Here is a 24,341-nt window from a genome sequence, read left to right as displayed (position 1 = left end):
TGGTTCTCGAGCATACGCAGCAATGGCGGCCAAGGAACAAACCCGGATGCTCTCACTTGGCGAAATCGTCTCAGTTGCCGCGATGGTCTGCGGTTTTCTTCTGCAAAATTATTCCGAGTGGCGTGCGGGTGGGCCGCGATATCCGGAAACGGGCGGGGCACGGCGCTTGCTTCCACCGGCAGGCGACTGCACCAGGTTGCTTGCGGTGATACTTGTCTCCGCAATCGTCATCTTCATTTGCCTCTTGTCAGTGGCACTCGATGCCGCCTGGCTTGTCGTGGCAGTCGCCGCAGCCCTTATCGTGAATGCAATTGCCCAGCTTGTCGGTTCATTCTTCACCAAAAGCCTGCTGCCGGGAACATTGGCTGGCCTGATATTCATGATGCCGCCTTCGTTATGGGTGATCAAAACATTGGGTGATGGAACAGGCTGGTTGCCCATCGCGATCGGGCCACTGCTGTCCGTGCCTCTTCTCGTGGGGATCTGGTGGCTGGCAGCCTTCGCTTCGCATCGCATCATCAGCAAAACACATAGAAACCGGTTGTGACGGCAATGGGCTCGGAGCGGATGATCTCCGCGCTGCGGCAGGGCCCAGTCCCATCGACCTAGCCTACGGTCAAACTCGGCCCATTCCTGCCGCTCACCGGTGGCTTCACTGCTGCAATGCGGTTTCACCAGACCGGCCATTCGCTGCATCTGCGAGGCCGACAACGGCTTGAAGGTCAATCACGCGCGACATTGCGTCTATGTCGCAACGCTTGGTCGATCAGACACCCAACACTTGCACCCACGATCTGACCGAGGCACTTATTGGGGCAAAAGTTCAAAGTTGAGACCTGCCTATGGCCCGCAAACCTGTCCTGTCCACAGACAAGCTGAAAGACCTCGGTGCCGACAAGCTCGCGCAGCTGGTGCTGGAAGAAGCAGAGCGCAATGCGGGGTTCCGGCGGCAGGCCAAAGCAGCGCTGGCCGGGAAGTCCGGCCCCGAAGCCATTGCCAAGCTGATCGACCGGCGGCTGTCCGGGCTGGCGCGGGCAAAGAGCTTTATCGAATGGGACAAGGCCCGCGCCTTTACCGAGGACCTGCGCAGCCTGACCGATACGATCACGGCTGAGCTTGGCCCTGCCGCCCCGGCTTTGGCCATAGACCGGCTGCTGCGCTTCATCGCCACCCATGAACAGGTGTTCGAGCGCGTCGACGATTCCTCGGGCCGCGTTCAGGACGTCTATTATCAGGCGATCCATGCGACCGGCGATTTAGCCCCCAGCCTGCTCGTGCCTGAGGCCGACGCGCTCCCCGAGAAGATCATGACCGCCCTTGGCGAAAGCACGCATGGCTATCTCGCTAACGTGACCGAGGCTGTGGCGGCGCATCTACCGCAAGACAGCTTGGCGCGATGGGACGGCGATCTGAAAGACGCCATCGCCGAGCGGCAAGCCGAAGACGCGGCGCGCAAATCGGATGGCTGGTTCTACTCCATGACGTCGCAATGGGCTGCGATGCGTCAGATCCTCGCTTCGGCGCGGGGGGATCTCGATCTGCTCATCGCGCTAGAGCTCAAGAAGAAGCCGCATATGCAGGATACGCTGGGGATTGCTGAACAGCTTCTGGAGATCGGTCGCAGCGCCGAGGCGCTGGAGTGGGTGCGCAAGTCCGGGCGGCGTACATTTGACGAAGCTGATGATGGCCTGTCGCCAGAACGGGTCAGTCTGGAGGCGCGTATCTTGGACGCCACCGGAGACAGGTCGGCCGCACAGGTCCTGCGTTGGCGCTGTTTCAAGGCGCGCCCGTCTGCCGACATTCTTCGGGAACACCTCAAACAGCTGCCGGACTTCGAGGATATCGAGGCCGAAGACCGCGCCCATGCCTTCGCGCTGGAAATGGCGGAGCCCGAGGTGGCGTTGCAATTTTTCCTTGATTGGCCACGACTTGATTTGGTGGCAAAACTGATCACGACGCATCCACACCGCTGGGATGGAGGTGACTGGCACATCCTGCCTAAAGTTGCGGGCCTTCTGGAACACGATCATCCGTTGGCGGCGACGATCCTCTACCGTGCCCTTCTGGACAACATCCTCGACCGCGCACGCTCCAAGGCCTATGGGCACGGCGCAAAATACCTCGGGAAGCTCGGCCTGCTGGCGGGCGAAGTGGACCCAATCCGACCAGGCGGAATGGTCGACCATGCAACCTATCTTGCCAAGCTCAAAACAGCACATCCCCGCAAATCAGGATTCTGGGCACGTGTCGGTGACGGTGAACCGAAAGCACCACAAGCAAGTGGGGCCCGTCGCCCTGTGTGGATCAAAGATGATGGGTAACGTAACGGCCCTGTGCCGACCTCCACCGGTGGTCTCTGATGCTGCGGTGCAGCTCGTCGTTCCCGCCGTTCGTTGCAGACGCAAACTCCGGTGATGGGCGAACTCACAGTGTGCGGGACGAATCTGCCATTCACCAAGAACCATCTCACACCTACGGTGCATGGCGAGCTCTGCCAGTTTCAGAACAACCACCATCCGGGCCGCAACCGCCGGTATTGCGTCGTACCGCACGACGGCGAATGTAAAGGTATCCGCCGAGAGCAGCCAAGGCAGCGATACCCAGCCCGATCTTGCCGACAAGCGCCAGACCTATTCCGCTCGCCGCAAAGAATGCGACCGCAGGTGTTATGATGAGCGGCGCACAGCAAACCGCACAGGCCGAAACCAGCACGCCGCCTGCGGCCAGTGTCTGCTTCGTGGCGCGTGATTTACTCGTCATAGTACTTGCCTCGCCAGTTCGGGCGCGAAATGAGTAAAAAGCTCTTCTGCCGCTTCAGCTGCTGCTTCGGGCGCAGTGATGGTCAGATGCACCTCTGATCCTTCGTGAGTGATGGTGAAATCGAGGAACCGACAGCAATCGGCCTCCTGGGCAACGATGTTTTTCACTTTGGGCAAGGCATCACGTTCATAGGTCAGGTGCAGGGTTAGCCCCCGCCGTTCACAGCGCAGCAGAGAGCGGGCGGCAAGATCGCGGATATCCGCCACACGCTGTTTGAAATCCCCAGCCCCGAGAGTGCAGACGATTTCAAGGGCGGTGTCGCTGCGGTTGGTAGCCGAGGTGTCACAGGATGGACAGCACGTCCCGGCCGAGGGTGCCGAAAGATTGGGTTCGTTCATTTTGACGCTCCGTTTTGATATTTCTGGTCAGACCCTAATTCTTCAAGTAACTTGAAGGGCAAGAGGAGATTGCACCATGAAGGTTCACGCCAGCGTGATGAGCATCGGCGCCCTGGCAAAGGCTGCGGGGGTCAGCGCCCCGACCATCAGATATTATGAGGACATCAAGCTGTTGCCCGAGCCGCACCGGAGCGCCAGCGGCCAGCGCGTCTATGACGGCACCGACTTGCAGCGTCTGGTCTTCATCCGGCGATGCCGGGATTTCGGCTTCCCCATTGAACAGGTGAAGTTGTTGGCCGGACTGTCGATCAGCCCTGATCGCGACTGCGCCGAGGTTCGCGACATTGCCGGTGCACATCTGTCCGACGTGCGCGCCAAGCTGGCAGAACTACATAGGCTGGAGCGAAGTCTTGAAGGGTTCGTGAATCAGTGCGAAGCGACCTGTTGCGGCGGCCCCGGTGCAGAATGCGTGGTTTTCGACGACCTGGCCAAGCCGGACATCAACGACAACTTCTGATCCGTCACGCGCGCCGAAAATGCGCAGGTACTCTGGGGATCAGGCGTATATAGATCAGTTCGGCCATCAGTTCGACCAATGTCTGAGTGACTATGACGGCTGGAAGAACGGGGATTGCGCCCGGCACGGCGAACGCTAGCGGCAGTACCACCAGGGAGTTCCGGGTGGCCGACGAAAAGGCGACTGCCCGCGTGGCCGCGCTGCGCAGCCCGAACGCCCACGCCACCCCCCATCCCACCATGGGTGCGAGGACGGCATAGGCGATATAGAGCGGCAGCACCGACAGCGCCTGTCCCGTGGCAGTGCCCAGAACCGGAATGGTTGCCGCCACCACGAGAAACAGCACCAGCGCCGTCGCCGGAACCGGCGCGAGGCCGAGCGCCGAATTGATGTTGTGCCCGATCCGGTGGCGGGCGGCCCAGAGCTGAACGAGAGCCGCCATGACAAGGGGCAGGGCGATCAGCCAGAGGAACGCATGAACGAAGGGACCCATCTGCACCAGTTCGGCGGCGGCAGGGCCGAGGAACGCGGCAAGATAAAGAGGCAACAGAACCATCTGTACGACGAGCAGGATTGGGGTCGAGACCAGAAGCAGTCGCGCATCCGCACGGCCCAAATGTGCGAAGGTGATCACGTAATCGATGCACGGGGTCAGCAGGACCATAAGTATCCCGAGTCGCAGAAGCGCGTCATCCATCGCCAGCCGGGACAGAAGGAACGCCAGCACAGGAATGGCGATAAAGTTGCTAGTCAGCAGCGCCGCCAGGAAGCGCCTTTCTCGGAACCCCCTGCCCAACTCGGTCAGGGGAACCTGAAGGAAGGTCACGAACAGCATGAAAGCCAGGGCAGGATTTATCGTTGCCTCCAGCTTTTCGGTACCTTCGACAACCGACGCGACTGCGGCTCCCGCAGCGACACAGGTGAAGTAGAACCACACTTGATAATGTTCGAATCTATCGCGCACGGTGTCCGACCTCATTCTTCCGCCGGCTACAGATGTCTGAAAATATGGAGAATGAAAAGGATACCGGATGCGCACGAATGACCGGCAAGGTCTCCTCCCAGACTTCGGATGAGCTGCAGCGTCAGGCTCTGCAGCCACATCGCTCACCTGCGCGATCGGCCCTTTGCTGCCGTCCGGCAGCTTCCCCAAATTCTGCGTTCGCAGCCCGCATTGCTGCCATTCGCCGCGTGAGCAAAATCTGGGCGCGTTCGCATTCACAGTATATGCGGACAAAACCGCCAACCGGACGGCACCAATGAATGTCCTCTTCGCGGCAAAATAGAATTTGTATCTGAGGCAACAAATGCCCGGCGACCATTGGCCGCCGGGCACTCGATAAAGGCACTCGTTACTTACTTGATTGCCAGAATGTCGAAGTTACTGACGTTGGCGACCACGCCGTCGTCCCAACCGCCCTCGACCAGAACCGACGCTTTTTCGTTCAGAAGCCCGGCAACCTGCCCAGCAAAGTGTGCCTCGCGACCTGAGTTGTCGGCGAAGATGTCAAAGATTGCGAAGTTGTTTTCGTCAATCTGCAAAGCCGCCCAGAACAGCGTCTTTGGCTCTGTATCGGCCACGATCGGGCCAGCCGCCGTCAACAATGCAGCCAGATTATCGGCCTGTCCTGGAGCCGCTTCGAGCCGGATATATGTTGCAGTTGTGGCACTGTAGAGATCAACCGGTGCTTTGGCTGACAGAACGTCCGAGTTGTTGATGTTGGCGACAACTCCAGCATCCCAACCGCCGTCTACTAATGTGTCTGCGTTTCCATTCAGTGCGCCTGCGACAGCACCTGAAAAATGGGCATTGCGGGCAGCTTCATCCTCAAAGACATCGAAGATCGCTAGGCTGTCGCCTGCTTGCAAAGCAAACCAGAGTTTGGTGCCGGGCTCGGTTTCTGCGACCAGTGGGGCAGCACCTGCAAGAAACTCGGCAAATGCGTCGGTCTGGCCGGATGCGGCGGGCATTTCGATAAAGCTGGCAGTGTGATCGTTCATGACGTTTTCCTGTGCGTTTGCGGAAGTTGTTGCAGAAATCAAAGCGAGTGCTGAGATGGTGTGAAGGATTATGGATTTCATTGGTCTTCTCCTGAGTTTGGGTTCATCGTTCGTTTTCGATGAGCCCTTGTCCCATGTGCCACCCTCATGACTCCAATCTTGAAGTCCTATACTTCGATAGGCATTGACTATGATTGATGCGCGGTTGAGGTTGCGTATGAGGAGGACGTCATGGAAATGAATCAGGTCCGCTACTTTTTGGCGGTTTGCGAGCATCGCAATTTCACCCATGCCGCGAGTGCTTCCAACGTATCGCAACCCTCGCTTACGGCGGCGATCAAAAAACTTGAGGACGAATTGGGCGATGCATTGTTCATCCGAGATCGTGCTGGCTGCCGCCTGACAGCGCTTGGTAAGCTTATGCAGCCAAGATTGGAACGTATGCAGTCTGAGGCAAGGGAGGCAAAAGCCGAGGCTGTCCGACATACGCGGCTAGAAAGAGTCCCGATTAGCATCGGAATAGGTGAAACGATAGGCCATGCCAAAGTCTCGGAGGCCGTCGAACGGTTTCGTCAACGCGTGCCGCAAGCCGAGATAGAACTGATCGTCGACGCAAACGACACTTTGTTGGCGGGACTTCGCGAGGGAGACTTTGATCTCGTGATATCAACAGTAGAGGTCAGTGAGGAGCTTTATCGCATAGACCCACTCTATCAAGAGGCCTATCGTGTGGTTGTGGCGAAAGGTCATCCCCTGTCTGAGTTGCCGGCCGTATCGCTTGCTGATTTGGCAGATACAACCATGTTGGATCGCCCAAATTGTGAAATGCGAGAGGCATTGCATGGGGCGTGCACGGACCATGGTCATACGCTCTATGCGGCATACCGGTCAAACCGCGTGGACTGGTTGGTCGAGCTCGCGCGGCGAGGCTCGGGGGCCGTTATCCTTCCCGAAACGTCGATCCCTGACCATGACAATCTCGTCTCACTTCCGGTAGCCGACATGGAAATTGCAAGAGATGTGGCAGCGCTTCGTTTCCGCCATCAGGCTTCTCGCTCAGAAACAAACGAACTGGTGCGGGAGTTTTCGCGGAACTGAGCTTTGTAAAGAGCGGACATTGGCGCTTCGTGCAGCATCGGTCAAAGTGGGCTCGAAGCTGACGTGCGGCGGCGCGGCGTCCATCTTCACAACGAAGGCAGCGTCACCGTCGCTCCCGGCCCATTGCGGCCGTTGACCAGAGCATTCGGCCGCTGCGCCGCGGCCCGTAAGTGCCGACATTCGCTGCAAGTGCGAAATTGCAAGGGCGGCGAGTTCACGCAATGCGGGACTTTCGAGACATTGGGTCGATGGCCGCATTCGTGTCATTGAGGGCAAGTAATCGCCAACCACGTACCGCGATCAAGTTCTATCGCTGGCTATTGGCATCAGACCGCCCTCGTCATACATTCCGCGGCTTGGTGCATCAGGTCACGGAACACGTCGTCCGGTTTGTTGCCCTTAGCGAAGTTTACCCACTTGCAAACGATCTGAACTTTGTCGTCAGCATATTCGCGATCATCACTATCGATCCGGTCAGGCGACGGCGCGTTCCAGCCGGTCGGTTCAAACGGAATGTTTGTGATCTTGCATCGGTGCCCTTGTTCACCGGCCAGCCGCTTGATCAGGGTTTCAATATCACAGCCCTCCGCCAGCGCGACCGCCTTCACGGTCTGTTGAACCTGAATCTGACGGTCGGTATCGTCCTTGGTCCGATACTTCACACCTGCGGCGATTTTCTCATACGCCTTGGACAGTTCGTCGTCCCGCGTGACGTGATTCACAATCCGTTTCTGGTTCCTATTGCACCACTGCGACCACGCGCGGGTGCCGGTGCCCCAATCGACCACCACACGCCCGACAAGCTCTTCAAATTCGGGCAGACGTTCTAGATCAAACCGAGCGTGTGAACGATCGTCGTTCTCACCAAATTCCGGGAGATACATAATGTGCTGACGTTGATCGTCGGGAAATGTCCATTGATCTAGCACCCGATAGGCGCCCACAAACAGGGCTTCCGTAGCATTTTCATTTGGGATGAATTGAAACACGATTTCCGCGTTGTTGTAAGGGTTGGCGCTGCCCTCCCTCTGATACCCGAAATAATGTTCAAGGTTTGCTCGGGACTTTGTCCAAAAACCGACGGATTTTTGGGAATGACGAACAAAACGACAATTCGCTAGGTCATAGCCGGACCTTTCTTCGATCAGAGCGTTGAACGTCCCGGGTCTGGCTTTCTGAATTGGCTCAAGAACCATGTTGGGGTCGTCTTGAAGGACCAACCACATCAGGTGGTCAAATTCCCATTGGGTGACGTCTAGTTGGCCCGCCAAATCGAACAGAATGTCGTTCACGACCAAATAGCGACCGCCAACGGTCAGACCGCGCGGGAAGGTCGGCCACCGCCCAAGTTTTTTCAAAGCGGCTTCCGTTGTGCCGTTCCAGACACCCCAACGACCGTCCATCGTGCAGAGCAGCGCGGACGCGGTCCCGATGCCCACGCCGGGTACCTGGGTTGCATTGTCAATGCGATCGGCGACGTCAACGTCTTCAGCGGCAAGCGCCGCTAGAGCGTTGCGGAAATTATTATTTTCCAAGGTCGGGGTGACCTGCCGATAAAGCGTGGTCCAGTGCTGGTTCTCATCGAAGTCCAGAAACCGGCGGTACTGCCCCGGCGTGATATTTTCGAAATCTCTGAGGATCGGTCCCCACGTTCCTTGAACATGTGCGGAGTTCCGCCGCGCAACTCGATATGATTGAGTTTCAGTTAGGTCCCGAAGTAGTCCTATTGCACTCTGCACCTGAAGTTCCTTGCGTCCGATAGGAATAAGAAGATCGAATTGAATTTTTTTGAGGTCAAGGTCGCAAAAATTTACCTCCGAAGAAAGACCTGCACACATTTGAAGTCTAGCGAAACCTCAAATTGCCATCATTCGAAATTTTCCGCGACATTAAACCAGTCATTCGCTGCATAGCATCCAAGGCGCAATTTGGGCTCGAACCGGTCATTGCATGTTGATTTCCACGCAGAATTGACCCAGGTTTTCCATCGAGAACTGACCCACCTGTAGTTTATGTTTCGTGGGTCAGGCTTTGGTCAAGGCATGTTTCTCCTCCTTGGTTTTCCGCGCAGCTGCGGCCGAACTGGCTTTGAAGCGGAAACTGTCGTTTCCGGTCTCCAGGATGTGGCAGCGGTGGGTCAACCGGTCGAGGAGCGCGGTGGTCATCTTGGCATCTCCGAAGACCGTAGCCCATTCGCTGAAGCTCAGGTTCGTGGTGATGACAACGCTGGTGCGTTCATAAAGCTTGCTGAGCAGGTGGAAAAGCAGTGCGCCGCCTGACGCGCTGAATGGCAGATAGCCGAGTTCGTCGAGGATCACGAGATCGAGGCGGACGAGGCTTTCGGCAAGCTGTCCGGCTTTGCCTTTTGCCTTTTCCTGTTCGAGCGTGTTGACGAGCTCGATGGTCTAGAAGAAGCGGACCTTGCGGCGATGATGTTCGACAGCCTGCACCCCCGAGGGCTGTCGCGACATGAGTTTTGCCGGTGCCGGGGCCACCGATCAACACGACGTTCTGGGCACCGTCCATGAACTCCCTCCGATGAAGCTGGCGCACCGTGGCCTCGTTGATCTCACTGGACGCAAAGTCGAAGCCCGAGAGGTCCTTGTAGGCCGGGAAGCGAGCGGCCTTCATGTGATAAGCGATGGATCGGACCTCCCGCTCGGCCACTTCGGCCTTCAGCAACTGGGCGAGCATCGGCACCGCAGCGTCGAAGGCGGGTGATCCTGATGACGGCACATCGCGCCAAGGGTCTGGAGTTTCGCGATGTCGTAATCCTGGACGGCGATTGGGCGAAACCTTCAAAGGGCGAGGATGCTGATAGTCCCCGACGCCTGTTCTATGTGGCAATGACCCGGGCCAAAGGCAGTCTAACGATTTTGGCCACTGGTGAGCATCCTTTTGCGCCACAGCCGGGTGAATGCTGTCCTTGGAGACATATCACACCCGAGTTAGGTGGCCTGCCTGCCTATTATCCGACTCATGTGGCACCGGATATGGCGCTCGTTGACCTGTCCTGGGCGGGCCGCCTGCGGCAAGGTTCTCCTGAGTTGCGATCAATCTCGGAAGCCTGCGTTGGGGATTCGGTGACGCTCACCCTCGAGGGCGATCGCTGGCTGTTGCTTGATCAGCACAGCAGGACAATCGGGCGCATGTCGAGAAACTTCGTCCCGCCAGCGGGCAAAGAGTTGGTCAAAGGTGAAATCGGCGCCATCATCCGCTGGAAAAAGTCAGACAATGATGAAAGTTTTCAGGTCCACATCAAGCGTGATGACTGGGAGACCGTCCTGCCTGAGCTTCAGTTCAGTGTGACGGCGAAGTGACGGCCAAGAAGGCGCTCAGCTGGTTCTCCTGAGCGGCGGTGAAGGCGGATCCAGGCAGCCAGTTTCGGCAAAGATGAGTGGCCGGAAACGTTTTCACCGGTTATCAATGCCCTGACAGGTTTGATGAGATCGCTGATGAACCCGACTGAAATTTACGATGCCCTGGCCGAAATCGCTGCGGCCCCCTTTGATCCAGACGAATTTCCCTTTGCTTTTGCCGAGGCGACCGATGCCGCAAAGGCGGCGATCTCGAAGCTGCGCGGCGGTTCGACCAACAAGTCCGACCTGCCCGGTGGCGTGCTCTTCAACCGCAAGTTTCACTATGCCCCGGCCATGACCGGGCTGGTCGAAGCCACGCTCGATCAGTTGCGCGCCTCGAAGAAGACTAGGACCGCTAAGCCCGCCATCCTGATCACGACGGATGGCGAGACTGTGGCGGCCGAGCATCCTGCCTCGGGCGAAAGGCGCCATTTCCGGTTCACCGAGATCGGCGACAATTTCGGCTTCCTTCTGCCCGCCGCCGGCAAAGAGCGCTATCGGGCGGTCGAGGAAAACCCGGTCGATGTGAAAGCCACGGGCAAGCTCGCCCGGCTTTATGACGCGCTGATCAAAGCGAATCCCGATTGGGCCAGCGACGAACACCGGCATGAGATGAACCAGCTGATGATGCGGCTGATCTTCTGCATGTTCGCCGAAGATGTCGGCATCTTCCCTGACGAACAGTTCTCGCGCCTGATCTTCACCCATGCGGGCAACCGGGGCGAGGAAGCGCGAGAGGTCATCATCGCGGCTTTTCGTGCCATGAACCTGCCGAAAGACCGGCGAGGCGATCTGCCTGCGTGGACTCGGGAACTGGAATATGTCAACGGCGGGCTGTTCGCTGGTGCTATCGACGCGCCGCGCTTTGACACCATCGCCTTCCGCTACCTGCGCGATGCCTGCGACCTGAACTGGCGTCAGATCAACCCGGACATCTTCGGCTCGATGATCCAGTCGGTCGCCGACCCGAAGCAGCGATCCGAGCTGGGGATGCATTACACCTCGGTGCCGAACATCATGAAGGTGATCGGGCCGCTATTCCTGGATGATCTGGATGCCGAAATCCACAAGGCATGGGATCGGCCCCGCGCCTTGCAGCAGGTGCTGGACCGCATGTCGCGCATCCGGGTGTTCGATCCGGCCTGCGGATCGGGCAATTTCCTTGTCGTGTCCTATCGTGAGTTGCGGGCACGCGAGACGCGGATCCTGCAACGGCTGGAGGAACTGAACGGCCCCGGATCACTGCACATGTGGTCGGTGATTCCGATCACCAATTTCTACGGGATAGAGATCGCGGATTTTGCAGCCGAGACGGCGAAACTGGCGCTGTTTATTGCCGAGTATCAGGCCAATGCCAGCTTTGCCGAGGTCTTTGGTCGCAGCCCGGCCGCGCTACCGCTGAAGGATGCGGCAAACATCCGCACTGGCAATGCTCTGCGGATAGATTGGGAAGAGGTTTGCCCACCACCTGCTGATGGCGAGGAGGTGTTTATTGCCGGCAATCCGCCATACTACGGGGCCAAGAAGAGAGAGAGCTGGCAAACAGAGGATATGGTGCAAAACGGCTTGGGTGACCTTCAACTCTTGGACTATGTTTCTGTCTGGTTTTTCAAGGCTGCTCGCTACGCTGCAGGATCGAGCGCCTTCGCATTTGTGGCAACAAGTTCCATATGCCAAGGCGAGCAAGTTGCTCCAATGTGGAATGCTTTATTTGAAACTGCATTTAAAATACACTTTGCATACCGTCCATTCATTTGGAAGAATTCTGCAGCCGATAATGCTGGTGTATGGGTCACAATAATTGGTATGAAAAATGTGGCGCCAACCGTAGCCAAGTTATTCGATGACGCAGCCGTCTCGAATGTGAAGGAAATCAGCCCGTACTTAGTACCTTTCAAGTATATACCAGTTACCGCAGCAACAAAATCTATTTTCAGCCTGCCAGTCATGGTAATGGGTAGCAACCCAGTTGATGGAAAATGGTTGTCTGTATCGTCAAGAGAGCGCGAAGAAATGATCGAAACTGACCCTCGCGCGGAAAAGTTCATACTTCCTTATTTGGGAGGCGATGAATTGATCGACGGCAAAGAGCGACATTGTATTTGGATTGATGATGAGGACTTGCAAGATGCTCTGAGCGTTAGGTGCATTAAAGAACGAGTTGATAGCTGCGCAGCATACCGAAAAACTGCTGGTCGAGACGCACGCAAAGCTGCTGATATCCCCCATAGATTTTGCTATTCCACGTACAGAAATGGCCCATCACTAGCAATTCCAAATTCACAATCATCTGATCGTGAATTTATTCCAGCTGTAATGGCTTCATCTGAAGTCGTAATTAGCAAAGAGGCATTCGCAATTTACTATCCTCCCAACCATATGTTCTCAATTATTTCATCGTCGCTGCATCGACTTTGGCTCGCAACGGTCGGGGGACGAATCGGAAACGGATTTAGGTATTCTGTGCGCGTTGTATATAACACCTTCCCTGTGCCTAAATTTACCGAGGAAGAGCTTGCCGCCTTGACAACCTCAGCCCGCGCCATCCTAAAATGCCGCTATTCACATTACCCCAAGACGATAACCGAACTTTACGATCCCGACGGAATGCCGGACGATCTGCGCGCGGTGCATCGCCAAAACGACGATCTGCTGGAAACCATGTATATCGGCCGACCTTTCCGCAACGATACCGAACGGCTGGAAAAGCTGTTCAAGCTTTATGCGGCACGGGTGAAGGCGCTGGATAAGGGGGGCAAGTGATGGTGCAGATGCTCAATGTCAGCTATGGAAGGTCGAAAGCCACAACCAACGCCCTTGGCCAGCGCGAGATGCAGGCCCGCGCCTATGCCGCCCGCGCCGCTCAGTTCCTGCTGCTGAAAGCCCCGCCCGCCGCCGGGAAAAGCCGAGCGCTGATGTTCATCGCGCTGGACAAGATGCGCCATCAGGGGCTGGCCAAGACCATCGTCTGCGTGCCCGAAACTTCGATCGGCGGCTCTTTCCGCTCGACCGATCTGACCAGCTATGGGTTCGAGGCGGATTGGGAGGTCGATGATCGGTGGAACCTTTGCCTGACCGGCGACGGGGCAGAAGCGCAGAAGGTCAAGGCTTTCGAGGCCTTTCTGGACAGCGATGCATCGGTGCTGGTCTGCACCCATGCCACCTTCCGCTTCGGCTTTGACGCGGTGGCGGCCAAGGCGGGGATCGAGGCGTTCGACAATTGTTTCATCGCCATCGACGAATTCCACCATGTCTCGGCCTCGGACAACAATCGGCTTGGGGTGATCCTACGCAACCTGCTGAATCGGGGCGCCTGCCACATCATGTCGATGACCGGCAGCTATTTCCGCGGCGACGCCGATCCCGTGCTGCGCCCCGAGGATGAGGATCGCTTCACCAAGATCACCTACAGCTATTACGAGCAGCTGGAAGGCTATGAATTCCTCAAGGCGCTTGGGATCAATTATGAATTCTACAAGGGCAATTATATCAATGGATTGCCCGGCGTCCTGAACCCGGACCAGAAGACGATCATCCATATTCCGCATCGTGGGTCGTCCGAGGCCTTAGATGACAAGTATAATGAGGTGGGCCGGATCATCGACCTGATCGGCACCCATGAGGGCCGCGACCCGGAAACCGGCTTCGACCTGGTGCGCCGTCCCGATGGGACGGTGGTGAAGATCGCCGATCTGGTCGATGACGGGCCGGGGCGCGATATCGTCAAGGCGGCGTTGTCGCGCGAGATCAGGGAGCCGGATGGCAGGCGCGATGATGTGGCCGACTGCGCGAAGGTGGATATCATCATTGCGCTTGGCATGGCGAAAGAGGGATTCGACTGGGTCTGGTGCGAACATGCGCTGACCATCGGCTATCGCTCATCCCTGACCGAGATCGTCCAGATCATCGGTCGCGCCACCCGCGACGCGCCGGGCAAGCCGCGCGCCCTGTTCACCAACCTGGTCGCGGAACCCGGTGTCGAAACCGGCGTGGTGACGGATGCGGTGAATGACATGCTCAAGGCCATTTCCGGGTCGCTGCTGATGGAGCAGGTGCTGGCCCCGAACTTCAAATTCTATCGGCGCGAGGATGGTGATGTCCGCGATCCGATCGGGACTGACGCCGAAGGTAATGTGACCATCGGCATCAAGGGGTTGATCGAGCCGCCAACCGACCGCGCGCGGGAGATCTGCGAAAGTGACATGCAGGATCTGATGGCGACCGCCTATCAGGAAATGGATCGCCGCGTTCTGGCTACGGATACCGCGCCCGAGGTGGCGACCCAGATGGTTCTGACCGATATCATCGAACGACGCTATGAGACGCTGGAGCCGGAAGAGGCCGAATCCGTGCGCCAGCATCTGGCGGCCCATATGAACATCCTGACCCTTGCCCGCAAAGAGGCCGAGCGTGGTTTCGCCGAGAGCCAGTCCCCGCTGACCGGCACGCCGCCCCGCGGCGATGGTGACAGCGAGGATGAAAGCTCCGACAGCATGCCGAACACCTTGCTGCAAATGGTCAGGAAGTTCATCAATGTCCGCGAGATCGGCGTGGACCTGATCGACAGCGTGAATACCTTCAGGGAACGGTTCGAGGTCGCCTCCAAGTCATTGGATTCGCAAATCCTGGCACATGTTCAATCGGCCATGGTTGCGCTGCGCGTCAATATGACCGGCGATGAGGCCCGCACGCTCTGGCCTCGGATCAAGGCGTTTCGGGCGTCCGAAGGGCGCGAACCAAATGTCCATGCCGCCGATCCACTGGAAAAGCGCATGGCCGAGGCCTTGGCCTGGCTCAAGTCCGAAAAGGCCAGGCGGATGCGCGAGGCCGCGCTGTGACCCGCCCGACCCTTGATGACATCTTCGCCGAAGATGATGAGTTCGGCTTGCTGGAGGTCAGGCCACGCGCAGCCGGGGGATCCAACCCCGGTGACAGGGGCGTCGCCGTCCTACGCGAGGTTACGGCATTTTACGAAGAACATGGCCGTATTCCCGATACAGATGCCGATGATCATGATGAGATGCGCCTTGGCACGATCTGGAACAGGGCTAGCCAAACACCCACGGATCAGATGATCGCCGAGGATCGGCTCGGCTTGCTGAATGTCGCCGCGCCTTTGCAGGTCTCCTGGCGAGACGAACCCTCCACCGAGGATGTCCCTGACAGCCTTGATGAAATATTCGATGACGATGATCTATCAGTCGATCCGTCGCTTGTGGTGCTGAAACACGCGACCGCAGCTGCGGATCGGCATTTGCCGGACCACCGGGCTGAATTTGTCCCATGCCGGGACTTTGAGCTCTATCGGGACCGCTTCGAGGCGGTGCAGCAGGCATTGGAACGCGGCGACAGGCAGGCCATCCCGGTCAAGAAATGGGCTGTCATCGAACCCTTGGAGGGGGACTTCTTCATTCGCAATGGCCTGCTTGCCATGATCGCCGAGAAGTCCGAGATGACGGCGCGCGGTGGCTCACGCGATCATCGTCTGCGGGTGATCTTCTCGAACGGCACCGAAAGCGATCCGCTGATGTCGTCATTCCGGAAATCCCTGAATGACGACAAGACCGCGCGTCTGGTGCAGAAGGTTGGGATGGGTCCGCTCGATCCTGACTGGGAGTCAGACCAGCTTGAACTCTCGGGAACGATCTACGTCGCGCGCTCCCGCTCCGACGATCCCGCAATCAAACAGCAGCGCATGCTCCTGCATAAAATCGGCGTCACCAGCCAGGATGTCCATCGTCGGGTTGCCGATGCCCGAAACGACCCGACCTTCCTGCTCGCCCCGGTCGAGATCGTAGCGATCTATGAGCTGAAGAACCTTTCCCGGCGCAAGGTCGAAAACCTGCTACATCGGTTTTTTGTATCCGCGCGACCAGCCGAGCTTTTTGTGACAGATCGCTTCGGAAAGAAGGTTTTTCCCAAAGAATGGTTCTATGTCCTGCCGGACCATGTCGCTCAGGCCGCCAAACTGATTGGTGACGGCACGCTTCACGGATACCGCTATGACGTGGTCAGGCAGAAGATCGAGAGAAAGGTGGAGGGTGCGCGATGAACCGTTCGGATGGCGTTCCGGGCAGCGAGGCGTCATGACCTATAGGTTCCTCCACTCCTCCGACCTGCACCTTGGTCGCGCCTATGGTGGATTCCCTGAGGATATCCGCGGTCGGCTGCGCGAGGCGCGCCATACCGTCATCGCCCGTCTTGCTTCGGCGGCGCGTGAGGCTGGGGCGATTGATGTGCTGCTGGCAGGCGACACCTTCGATGCCGAAACGCCATCGCCCGAAACCTTGCGCCACGCCCTGCGTGCCATGGCCGCCGAGGGTGATCTGCGCTGGATGTTGATGCCCGGTAACCATGACAGCCTGGCAGCCTCCGAACTCTGGCGTCGCGTTCAGGCCGATGCGCCAGAAAACCTTGTCGTGTTGAGTGATCCTGTGCCGGTCGAACTCGCCTCCGACGTTTGGCTGTTACCCGCCCCCTGTACGCAGCGCCGCCCGGGGCGCGACCTGACCGAGGCGATGTCCGCCCCGACACCCGAAGGCGCGATCCGCATTGGCCTTGGTCATGGCGCGATCATGGATTTCACCTCGGATGAGGGCAGCCCGGGCATTATCCCGCCTGATCGGGCGCGGCTGTCGGGTCTTGATTATCTGGGCCTCGGCGATTGGCATGGCCGCATGCAGATCGGCCCCGCAACCTGGTATTCCGGCACGCCCGAGTCGGGTGGGTTCAAACATGACACGGCCCCCGGTGCCTTGGTGGTGCATATCGCAGCCAGCGGGGCACCGGCGCAGGCCAGCGTGGCCCAGACTGGTCAGTTTGACTGGCTGCGTCCGGTGATGGATATGCTGCCGGGTGAGGATATCTCTGCCCGCCTGGCGCATATCCTGCCGCCCGAAACCCGCCGCCGCGACACGCTGCTGCGGCTTGAGGCTGCCGGACGACTGACCCTGGCCGAACGCGCGGCCTTCGAGACCCAGCTTGCCGCCATCGCCCCGGATTTCGGCTGGTTTGAAACCGACCTTGCCCGGGTGGCCACAGAGGTCAAGCCCTATGACCTTGACCTGATCGACCGGGGCGGGGCCCTGCGCCGCGCCGCTGACGCACTCTTGTCCGAATCCGCCGATCCGTCCCGGGCGCAGGCCCACCGCGATCTGGCGGATCTGGCCCTGTCCCGGCTTTATGCGCTTGTGCAGGAGGTCGATGCATGAAGATCCGCGCCATCGAACTGACCAACCTGCGCCGCTTCGCCGGGCAGCGCGCCCGCATTGACGGGATCGGCGACGGCATCTCCGTCCTGTCGCAGCCCAACGAATTCGGAAAATCGACCTTCTTCGACGGGTTGCACGCCCTGTTCTTCCACCCCCATCGCAGCGCAAAGGCCCCGGTGAAGACGCTACAACCCCATGCCGGAGGCGCGCCCGAGGCGGCGGTGGAAATTGACCTCCCCGAAGGCCACTTTCGGGTGGAAAAGCGCTGGTTGTCCCGCCCGGCGGCGCGGGTGCTGGATGCCTCGGGACGGCTGATCGCGCAAGAGGATGAGGCCGAGGCCTGGATCGACCGGCTGACCGATCAGGGCCTTGCCGGGCCCTCGGGCCTACTCTGGGTACGGCAGGGTGTGTTGGGGATGGAACCCGAAGGCGCGGGTGCTTCTGAGAAATCCGAACGCGAGCGGGCACTGCATGCGCGACGCGATCTGCTTTCCTCGGTCGCCGGAGAGATCGAGATGATGACCGGCGGACGCCGCATGGATCAGGTGCTGGCCCGGGTGAATGACGCCTTGGCGAAGCTCGCCACCTCGACCCTGCGCCCCAGGTCCGGCGGCGAATGGGCGCGGGCCGTCGACGAGGCCGCGACCCTAACCGAGGAATGTGCGTACCTGGAAGTCAAGGCCGCGAGGCTGGGTGCGGAATTGCGGCAGCGCGCGGCGATCACGCGCGATCTGGCCCAGCTGACGGATGCCACCGCCTCGGCGCGTGAGATCGAGGCGCTGGCAGAGGCAGATCAGGCCCTGAAATCCGCCGAAACCCATGCCGAACGCATTGCCAAGTCAGAGGCCGATCTGCGTCTGGCGCGACTGAACACCAGCCAGGGTGCGGAGGCGATTTCCCAGTTGCAGCAGTTGCAGACACGGCTGGCCAGCGCCGGAACCGGGCAGAACAAGGCGCGCGAAGCCTTGGCTGAAGTTGAATCTCTGACCGAGAAGACAGCGGCGCAAGAGGCTGAGGCCGCCATCCGCCACGAAGCGACCCGCGAAAAGGTAGTGGCGCTTGCCGCGCGCCTGGATCATGCACAGCGCGCCCGACTGGCCCTTGCTGCCCGGGACCGCGCGGCCAGTCTGGCGACGGAATACGACCGCGCCGAACGGCAGCGCGCGGCCGGAGAAACCTATCGCGCCGACCGCAGTCTGCTGAAAATCACTCGTACCCTGCTGGATAAGGCCGAAGAAGCGCAAGCCATCCGCGACCGACTGGCCCTGCAGGACGAGGCGCGGTTGGTCCTGGTCAAGATCAGCTATCAGGGCGATGCGCGCGTGCTGATGGATGGTCGTCCTCTGGCTCCCGAAGGTATCCGGCTGCGCGCGGCGGTTGGTCTGGATCTGCCCGGCATCGGGCACATGACCATTGATCCGGGTCTGGTCGCCGCCAGCGATCTCGCGGCGCAACTGACCCGGGCCGAAGAGGCGCTTGCCAAGAGCCTGTCCGCTTGCGGCACGTCGAGTATAGCCGCCGCTCGCAAGGCCTTGGCCGAGGCCGAGCGGCTGGACGGCGCCATCCGGCAGGCGGATAATCTACTGGCCGAACTGGCGCCCGAGGGTATCGGCGCCCTTCAGTCCCGCTTGGCCGAAGCCCGTGCCGCCGCAGGCGCGGCCGAAACCGAACCCGCCGAAGAGCCCGCCCTGCTGCAAGACCAGCTTCAGGCTGCGCGTGAGGTCGAGGCTACCGCCCTTGCGCAGCGCCACGAGGCCGAAACCCGCCATGCCACCCTGCGCGAATCCCGGGCGGCCCGTCAGGCATCCGTGCAATCTGCCGATCAAATACTTGCCGCCGTGCAGGTCGAGGCGGGAGATCTCGTCGATCTCGCAGCCCGTGTCCAGAACCTGACCGCTGCGCAACCCGCACTGGTCCAGGCGGAAACGGAGGCAGCCGCTGCCCTTGCTCGCCTGACCGAAAACGCGCCCGACCTGGCCACGGCGCAGGCGACGGTGTCGCGGCTGCGTTCGGTGGTGGAAGGCCGCCGCCGCGATCTCGCACGCCTTCAAAGCGATCTGGCCGGGGTCAATGGCTCTATCGGCGCGCTGGCCGATGAGGGGATCGAAGAGGCGCTTGGGGAATTGCGCGGCCGCGAGGCCACTGCAAGTGCCCGCGCCGCCCGCTATGAGCGCGAGGTAAAGGCGTTGGCCCGTCTGCGCACTGCACTGGAAGATGCCCGTCGCACCGCGCGCGAGGCCTATTTCGGCCCCGTCCTGCGCGAGATCGACCCGCTTTTGTCGATCCTGCACCCCGGCGCCGCGCTACGTATTGACGATACGAGCCTGCTGCCGATCGCCCTGACCCGTGACGGCCAGGACGAGGGGCTGGATATTCTGTCCGGCGGCACGCGCGAACAACTGGCGATCCTCACCCGGCTGGCCTTCGCACGCCTCTTCGCCGGCTCAGGCCGACCAGTGCCGGTGATCCTCGACGATGCCCTGGTCCACAGCGATGACGACCGGATCGAGGCAATGTTCACCGCCCTGCATCGCGTGGCCCAGGACCAGCAGATCATCATCCTGACCTGCCGCCAACGCGCCTTTGCCCCCTTGGGCGGCGAAAGGCTGATAGCGCGGATTGAGAGGGCATAACGAAGGGGGCGCGTTGCATGCGGCCCTAAGCGGACAGTCAGGCCAAGGAAGGCGAGTGGCCGCTCTAAGAACTCCTGCCGTTCGCGCTCCCATCACAGCACCGCCTTACACTCAGGGCGTGAAGGCAACAGCAGTTGCGTTCCGTCGCGCACCTTGTTGAAATCCAGAGCTTAGCCCTAACTACAGCAATGCTTGTACTTCTTGCCGCTGCCGCAAGGACACTTATCGTTACGCCCAACTTTTCGTCGTGCGGCCCGCTGCAAGACATCCTCGGTTTTGACCATGGGTGGCGCTGAAGCCATCAGTGCTTCAAGCTCATAATCAAAAACATGTTTCTGCCGAACATATGCGCCGAAACGGACCAACTCGGTCGAAGGGTCAACGTTTAGACCCAACCATTTTTCAGCCTTTTGAAAATACTTGCGACGCACCATGTGCTGTCGCAACGACGGCTCTGCAAGGAACTGGGGATCAGAGTTGCAGTGGATAGTCAGACCGGACGAGCGATTTTCCATTGGTAGAGTGACGTCACCTCTTCCCTTCGCTGCCATTCGTGAGACCAACGCCCCAATTTGGTTGATTCCGTCTTCTCCCATTTCCAGAAAAGACAGCCCTAATTCAACGCAGAGAGCGTTGGGATTTCGATCGACATCATCGATTACACGACCGACGAATGTACCTTTGAAACGAGTCAGAAGTCCTTCCGGAGTATCCTTTCCCGGAAGACCTTCCCTACGCACAATCATGGCGGCATCGATATCGCTCGCCAGACTGTCATCGAGGTTTAGGAAATCATTTTCGGTTTCAAGCCAGAGGTTTGCCTTCAGGAAAAAGCCAAGAACGCCCAACTCGTTCGTCGTCATGATCCTATCATAGTAAAGAGCACGGCGCTCTAAGTAGGCTAGGACTCGAATAGGAGAGGGAACCAGTTCCGAAAGAACATCTAAAGTGAATAAATCGACGCAAAGCGGGTTTTCAAAACCTTCAGTGGAATCGGTCTTCAGGAATTGTTGAACTTGAATGCTCAGTGCTGGATAGTGATCCGAGATAACCGTAATCGGAAACACTCGCTCTGGCTTTTTCAGCTCAACCACATTTCCGGCCGCGTCCTTTGCAACTATGTTCTCAGTTTTCAGACCGTTAAAGCACGCTCGGCACTGATCGTAAGCCTCCTGAATTGCGAGTTGGAAGTCTTTCTGTATTCTTACTAAGTTGCCGCTCCGCGAGGCGGCAGTCAGCTTTTGTGACTTGCACTGAAAAACGATCCCGATTTCACCGAAGGAAACGTAGACATCAATTTCACCGACCTTCTTTGAGCCATCAAAAAGATCCAAATTTTGGAATACGTGCTCGTCACCGAAGACCTTTTTTAGAAACTGAAAGGTAATCGCCTCTGTGAAGTGGCCTTTATTTGCGGATGCCTTCGCTCTGTATGCCGCGTCTTGGTACATCCAATGAGCCGGAGACTCATAAATAGCTTCCGTCAGGCTGACGTATTGAAACAAGAAGTACCGCCCACCCAAGAGGACGATGGGCCTTGCGGAGGTAATGTTGAAGTCCGTTACCGATTTAAAAGACGAACTCTCGGAACTGACATCACAGGTGAAAGCATCGAAGAAAGCCTCAACTGTTTTCTCTGGCAAGCCTGAAGCACTGACTACCTCTCCTTGCTCTAGCTCGAATGCTGGAAGTATTGTCCAAAGTGCCGGGTCAGTCTTCCTAAGGTTTTCAAGTTGACGCATCGCCTTTTGGGACTGGATATCAACAATCGCGTCGACAATGATTTTGGCATCTTTGAGAGTAAACCCTACGTTTTCTGCAAGCCATTGCTCATCCTGCTGGTAACGCATTTCCGCAAATTCAATGTACTGAAACGCGTACGCGCTTTCGGTCGCATAAAAGGCTGCTTCTCTGATCGCCTCTCCTGTAGAAAGGGGGGAGCTATCCGCATCCCAATCGGAGAAGGCGTCTTTAATCATGCATTGATGAATTTCTTCAAGTAAGCGCTCTGCTCGCTCTAGATACTCCGCGGTCACGGCTTGATCGGGAAGTTCAATTGACCCGCTGCCTCCAAGTAGCCCACCGATCAACGATGCAATCTCGGTACGTACAAGACGTTGCGGTGTTTTCTTGTCCGCAATCAGCTTGCCAGTCATTTGATCTTTGAAACCGATCCAATTGTCTCGGAAACAGAACATCGCGATTGCGTGCGCAAAACCCGGGCTTCGGCACAGTTCGATAAGTTCCTGAAAGCACTTTTCCTCAGTTCGCACTCGCGACAACTCCTTGAGACAACTCATGAACAATAAAATTTCGATGGATGGTAATCACACTGTTATGGTGCGATGATTTTGCAACCAAAATCCAGCGTTTTATTTTACAACACAACTGCGAGATTGCCGCCCAGCGGGATCAGTATAGCGCGGCGACCGATAGCTGACATTCGCGTCCAGCGCAGCGAACGTCCGCAATCCGCCCTCTGCGTATTCTGACCTGCTCGATCATCATTGCCTGAGGGCTTTCGTCGCCGAGCGCAGGGAAGTTTTTGCTTGGAACTCGAGGACCGTGCCGCACAATGGACAGCATATCTGTCACAAATGGACAAAAAGCTGTCAAAAATGGACAACTTACATGTCACCTGACAGCCTCTGAATTCTTTGGTGAGCCCGACAGGATTCGAACCTGTGACCCACTGATTAAAAGTTTCATTCACAGTTGTTTCACGTAGTTTCGCAGAGTTTCAGGAGGGCCAGTTTCCCCTTGTTTTACTGGCGGTTTTGGGGATTCGTTGTTTCGCTGAGTTTCATGCGGTTTCCGATTCTGTGGTAGCCGCGTGGTAGCCGCAGGAGCCACTGACTATGCACATCAAGATTTCGAAGCGCACTGTTGACGCTTTGAAGACCACGGGAAAACGCTATATCGCATGGGATACCGAGATCACCGGTTTCGGTGTTCGGATAAGCCCTTCCGGCGGGAAAACCTACACTTTCAAGTATCGTGTTGGCGGCGGCCGAACTGGTCGCGTCCGCTGGGGGACTATCGGCAAGCACGGCACGCTGACGCCTGACCAGGCGCGTGACGTGGCGCGCGACTGGGCGGCATGTATCGCAACTGGCGGCGATCCAGCAGGTGATAAGCTGGAACGACGCCGGAACCCGACTGTTTCGGAGCTGCTGAACGAATACCTAGCAAACCATGTCGAGCGGAAGAACAAGGCCAGCACCGTCAAGGAAGTACGCCGTTTGATCGAAAAGGAAATTCGGCCGGCGCTTGGGCATCTTAAGATCGCGGATGCGACCACAGCGGATATCGCGCGATTTCATGCCGCGCGAGCTGATACGCCTTACCAGGCCAACCGTGCTCGCGCTTTCCTGGCAAAAGCATTCAAGCTGGCAGAAACATGGGGATATCGACCGAGGCATTCCAACCCGGTTTCCGATGTCGAGAGGTATCCAGAACGGGCTCGAGAGCGCTACCTGTCAGCCGCCGAATTCGCGGCCCTGGGCGACTCTCTGGCGAGGGCAGAGCGAGGTGAACTGACCCTAACCGAGAATGGACGTACCAGGCTCCTGAATGTCAGTCGGTACCAGGCTGCTGCGATCAGGCTGTTGGTTTTCACCGGTGCGCGTCATGGCGAGATCCTTTCGCTTCGATGGGAATGGCTCGACTGGACAGCACGCCGCTTCAACCTGCCTGACAGCAAAGGCAATCGGCGCAAGCCGATCATGCTCAACGCGCCCGCCCTCGAGGTGCTGCGAGGCCTGGACATGCCGAAGGACGGGAAAGGTTATGTGCTCCGGGGCGGCAGCTATACCGATCCGGAGGTTCCGCTGGAGAACTTGAAAACGCCCTGGGGCAAGGTGCGGAAAGCGGCCGGCATCCCCGATGTGCGGCCCCATGACTTGCGCCACAGCTTCGCGTCCGTCATGGCTGCCAGGGGAGATTCGCTGCCGGTCATCGGGGCACTTCTCGGGCATCGTGACCAGGCGACCACTGCGCGCTATGCGCACCTCTCAACTGACCCTCTCCGCGCGGCCTCCGATCGTGCTGGAGGGCTGATTGCCGGGTTCATGAAAGGGCCGGGAGGGAGTGCAGATGTGGTGCAGATCGACCTGAAAAATCGCTCTAGCAGTTGAGGTCTAGGCACAACATCTTGTGTCCTCTGCACCTCTGTTCCTTACTCATACATAACCGAAAAATGTTGTAACCTCTGTAACCTTGTAACTGCTGAGATAAACAATTGATATATATTTATAAAAAAGTTACAAAAATTTCCGACTCGGTTACACGCTTTTATTTTTGTAACCCCCAAGCGGGATGAAAACCCAGCAATCGCTGGATTCAACTATTTCCCAGCCCCAAAT

The 24,341-nt window shown here is 58.3% G+C and carries 17 protein-coding genes and 1 pseudogene; 11 read left to right on the top strand and 7 right to left on the bottom strand.

The window, feature by feature from the left end; genetic code table 11:
• Positions 1 to 46: 46 nt before the first annotated feature.
• Together D3P04_RS10780 and D3P04_RS10775 are read left to right on the top strand one after the other, a co-directional pair.
• On the top strand, positions 47 to 547 hold the full coding sequence (locus D3P04_RS10780; RefSeq protein WP_182912808.1) for an HXXEE domain-containing protein: 501 nt from the start codon (positions 47 to 49) through the stop codon (positions 545 to 547).
• Between the two features lie 295 nt (positions 548 to 842).
• The gene (locus tag D3P04_RS10775) at positions 843 to 2,321 is read left to right on the top strand and encodes a DUF6880 family protein (protein ID WP_119748685.1); all 1,479 of its coding nucleotides are present in this window, start codon (positions 843 to 845) and stop codon (positions 2,319 to 2,321) included.
• A 151-nt stretch (positions 2,322 to 2,472) separates the two neighbouring features.
• Here D3P04_RS10775 and D3P04_RS23085 read toward each other — a convergent pair whose 3' ends face one another.
• Both D3P04_RS23085 and D3P04_RS10770 read right to left on the bottom strand, forming a co-directional pair.
• Positions 2,473 to 2,760 (bottom strand): hypothetical protein, encoded by a 288-nt coding sequence (locus D3P04_RS23085; protein ID WP_147391915.1) that lies wholly within the window; start codon positions 2,758 to 2,760, stop codon positions 2,473 to 2,475.
• A complete protein-coding gene (locus D3P04_RS10770) occupies positions 2,757 to 3,158 on the bottom strand; it encodes a hypothetical protein (RefSeq protein WP_119748683.1) in 402 nt (133 codons plus the stop codon). Before D3P04_RS10770 ends, D3P04_RS23085 begins: the two co-directional genes overlap by 4 nt.
• Before the next feature lie 76 nt (positions 3,159 to 3,234).
• On the opposite strand from D3P04_RS10770, the gene D3P04_RS10765 reads away from it, so the two are divergent.
• Positions 3,235 to 3,675 carry a MerR family transcriptional regulator gene (locus D3P04_RS10765; RefSeq protein WP_119748681.1) on the top strand — a complete coding sequence of 147 codons (441 nt, stop codon included), beginning with the start codon at positions 3,235 to 3,237 and terminating at the stop codon, positions 3,673 to 3,675.
• A 4-nt stretch (positions 3,676 to 3,679) separates the two neighbouring features.
• Here the strand turns inward: D3P04_RS10765 and D3P04_RS10760 are convergent, their stop codons facing one another.
• Both D3P04_RS10760 and D3P04_RS10755 read right to left on the bottom strand, forming a co-directional pair.
• Positions 3,680 to 4,639, bottom strand: coding sequence for an arsenic resistance protein (locus tag D3P04_RS10760; protein WP_220475308.1), 960 nt, complete (start codon positions 4,637 to 4,639; stop codon positions 3,680 to 3,682).
• A 392-nt stretch (positions 4,640 to 5,031) separates the two neighbouring features.
• The gene (locus D3P04_RS10755; protein WP_047998257.1) at positions 5,032 to 5,757 is read right to left on the bottom strand and encodes a putative quinol monooxygenase; all 726 of its coding nucleotides are present in this window, start codon (positions 5,755 to 5,757) and stop codon (positions 5,032 to 5,034) included.
• Between the two features lie 150 nt (positions 5,758 to 5,907).
• Between D3P04_RS10755 and D3P04_RS10750 the strand changes: the two genes are divergently transcribed.
• Positions 5,908 to 6,774: a LysR family transcriptional regulator gene (locus D3P04_RS10750; RefSeq protein WP_119748677.1), complete on the top strand. Its 867-nt coding sequence runs from the start codon at positions 5,908 to 5,910 to the stop codon at positions 6,772 to 6,774.
• Between the two features lie 326 nt (positions 6,775 to 7,100).
• Here the strand turns inward: D3P04_RS10750 and D3P04_RS10745 are convergent, their stop codons facing one another.
• Both D3P04_RS10745 and istB read right to left on the bottom strand, forming a co-directional pair.
• Entirely contained in the window at positions 7,101 to 8,513 is a 1,413-nt protein-coding gene (locus D3P04_RS10745; RefSeq protein ID WP_182912807.1) for a helix-hairpin-helix domain-containing protein, read from the bottom strand.
• Between the two features lie 285 nt (positions 8,514 to 8,798).
• Positions 8,799 to 9,498 (bottom strand): annotated as a pseudogene (gene istB, locus D3P04_RS10740) (IS21-like element helper ATPase IstB); the annotation flags it as partial.
• A 2-nt stretch (positions 9,499 to 9,500) separates the two neighbouring features.
• Here istB and D3P04_RS10735 point away from each other — a divergent pair.
• From D3P04_RS10735 to D3P04_RS10710, 6 genes are all read left to right on the top strand, one after another.
• Positions 9,501 to 10,094 carry a 3'-5' exonuclease gene (locus D3P04_RS10735; RefSeq protein WP_119748674.1) on the top strand — a complete coding sequence of 198 codons (594 nt, stop codon included), beginning with the start codon at positions 9,501 to 9,503 and terminating at the stop codon, positions 10,092 to 10,094.
• A gap of 135 nt (positions 10,095 to 10,229) precedes the next feature.
• Positions 10,230 to 12,896: a class I SAM-dependent DNA methyltransferase gene (locus D3P04_RS10730; protein ID WP_119748673.1), complete on the top strand. Its 2,667-nt coding sequence runs from the start codon at positions 10,230 to 10,232 to the stop codon at positions 12,894 to 12,896.
• Positions 12,896 to 14,971: a DEAD/DEAH box helicase gene (locus tag D3P04_RS10725; protein WP_119748672.1), complete on the top strand. Its 2,076-nt coding sequence runs from the start codon at positions 12,896 to 12,898 to the stop codon at positions 14,969 to 14,971. The genes D3P04_RS10730 and D3P04_RS10725 overlap by 1 nt, the downstream gene beginning before the upstream one ends.
• On the top strand, positions 14,968 to 16,185 hold the full coding sequence (locus D3P04_RS10720) for a GIY-YIG nuclease family protein (protein ID WP_119748671.1): 1,218 nt from the start codon (positions 14,968 to 14,970) through the stop codon (positions 16,183 to 16,185). The genes D3P04_RS10725 and D3P04_RS10720 overlap by 4 nt, the downstream gene beginning before the upstream one ends.
• Positions 16,186 to 16,219: 34 nt before the next feature.
• A complete protein-coding gene (locus tag D3P04_RS10715) occupies positions 16,220 to 17,344 on the top strand; it encodes a metallophosphoesterase family protein (protein WP_119748747.1) in 1,125 nt (374 codons plus the stop codon).
• Positions 17,341 to 19,977 (top strand): AAA family ATPase, encoded by a 2,637-nt coding sequence (locus tag D3P04_RS10710; protein WP_119748670.1) that lies wholly within the window; start codon positions 17,341 to 17,343, stop codon positions 19,975 to 19,977. The genes D3P04_RS10715 and D3P04_RS10710 overlap by 4 nt, the downstream gene beginning before the upstream one ends.
• 176 nt (positions 19,978 to 20,153) lie before the next feature.
• Here D3P04_RS10710 and D3P04_RS23680 read toward each other — a convergent pair whose 3' ends face one another.
• On the bottom strand, positions 20,154 to 22,250 hold the full coding sequence (locus D3P04_RS23680; RefSeq protein WP_182912806.1) for a YecA family protein: 2,097 nt from the start codon (positions 22,248 to 22,250) through the stop codon (positions 20,154 to 20,156).
• Positions 22,251 to 22,835: 585 nt separating this feature from the next.
• Here D3P04_RS23680 and D3P04_RS10700 point away from each other — a divergent pair.
• Positions 22,836 to 24,113: a tyrosine-type recombinase/integrase gene (locus D3P04_RS10700; protein ID WP_119748668.1), complete on the top strand. Its 1,278-nt coding sequence runs from the start codon at positions 22,836 to 22,838 to the stop codon at positions 24,111 to 24,113.
• Positions 24,114 to 24,341: the final 228 nt, after the last annotated feature.

The organism is Paracoccus onubensis (assembly GCF_003591515.1).
Classification (GTDB): domain Bacteria; phylum Pseudomonadota; class Alphaproteobacteria; order Rhodobacterales; family Rhodobacteraceae; genus Paracoccus; species Paracoccus onubensis.
The sequence above is the reverse complement of the archived record's forward strand: the minus strand, read 5'-3'. Positions and strand labels throughout refer to the sequence as shown.

Excerpts from the sequence above, each read along its gene's own strand:
- D3P04_RS10780 (WP_182912808.1), top strand. The coding sequence starts at position 47 with ATGCTCTCACTTGGCGAAATCGTCTCAGTTGCCGCGATGGTCTGCGGT.
- D3P04_RS10775 (WP_119748685.1), top strand. The coding sequence starts at position 843 with ATGGCCCGCAAACCTGTCCTGTCCACAGACAAGCTGAAAGACCTCGGT.
- D3P04_RS23085 (WP_147391915.1), bottom strand. The coding sequence starts at position 2,760 with ATGACGAGTAAATCACGCGCCACGAAGCAGACACTGGCCGCAGGCGGC.
- D3P04_RS10770 (WP_119748683.1), bottom strand. The coding sequence starts at position 3,158 with ATGAACGAACCCAATCTTTCGGCACCCTCGGCCGGGACGTGCTGTCCA.
- D3P04_RS10765 (WP_119748681.1), top strand. The coding sequence starts at position 3,235 with ATGAAGGTTCACGCCAGCGTGATGAGCATCGGCGCCCTGGCAAAGGCT.
- D3P04_RS10755 (WP_047998257.1), bottom strand. The coding sequence starts at position 5,757 with ATGAAATCCATAATCCTTCACACCATCTCAGCACTCGCTTTGATTTCT.
- D3P04_RS10750 (WP_119748677.1), top strand. The coding sequence starts at position 5,908 with ATGGAAATGAATCAGGTCCGCTACTTTTTGGCGGTTTGCGAGCATCGC.
- D3P04_RS10735 (WP_119748674.1), top strand. The coding sequence starts at position 9,501 with ATGACGGCACATCGCGCCAAGGGTCTGGAGTTTCGCGATGTCGTAATC.
- D3P04_RS10730 (WP_119748673.1), top strand. The coding sequence starts at position 10,230 with ATGAACCCGACTGAAATTTACGATGCCCTGGCCGAAATCGCTGCGGCC.
- D3P04_RS10725 (WP_119748672.1), top strand. The coding sequence starts at position 12,896 with ATGGTGCAGATGCTCAATGTCAGCTATGGAAGGTCGAAAGCCACAACC.
- D3P04_RS10715 (WP_119748747.1), top strand. The coding sequence starts at position 16,220 with ATGACCTATAGGTTCCTCCACTCCTCCGACCTGCACCTTGGTCGCGCC.
- D3P04_RS10710 (WP_119748670.1), top strand. The coding sequence starts at position 17,341 with ATGAAGATCCGCGCCATCGAACTGACCAACCTGCGCCGCTTCGCCGGG.
- D3P04_RS10700 (WP_119748668.1), top strand. The coding sequence starts at position 22,836 with ATGCACATCAAGATTTCGAAGCGCACTGTTGACGCTTTGAAGACCACG.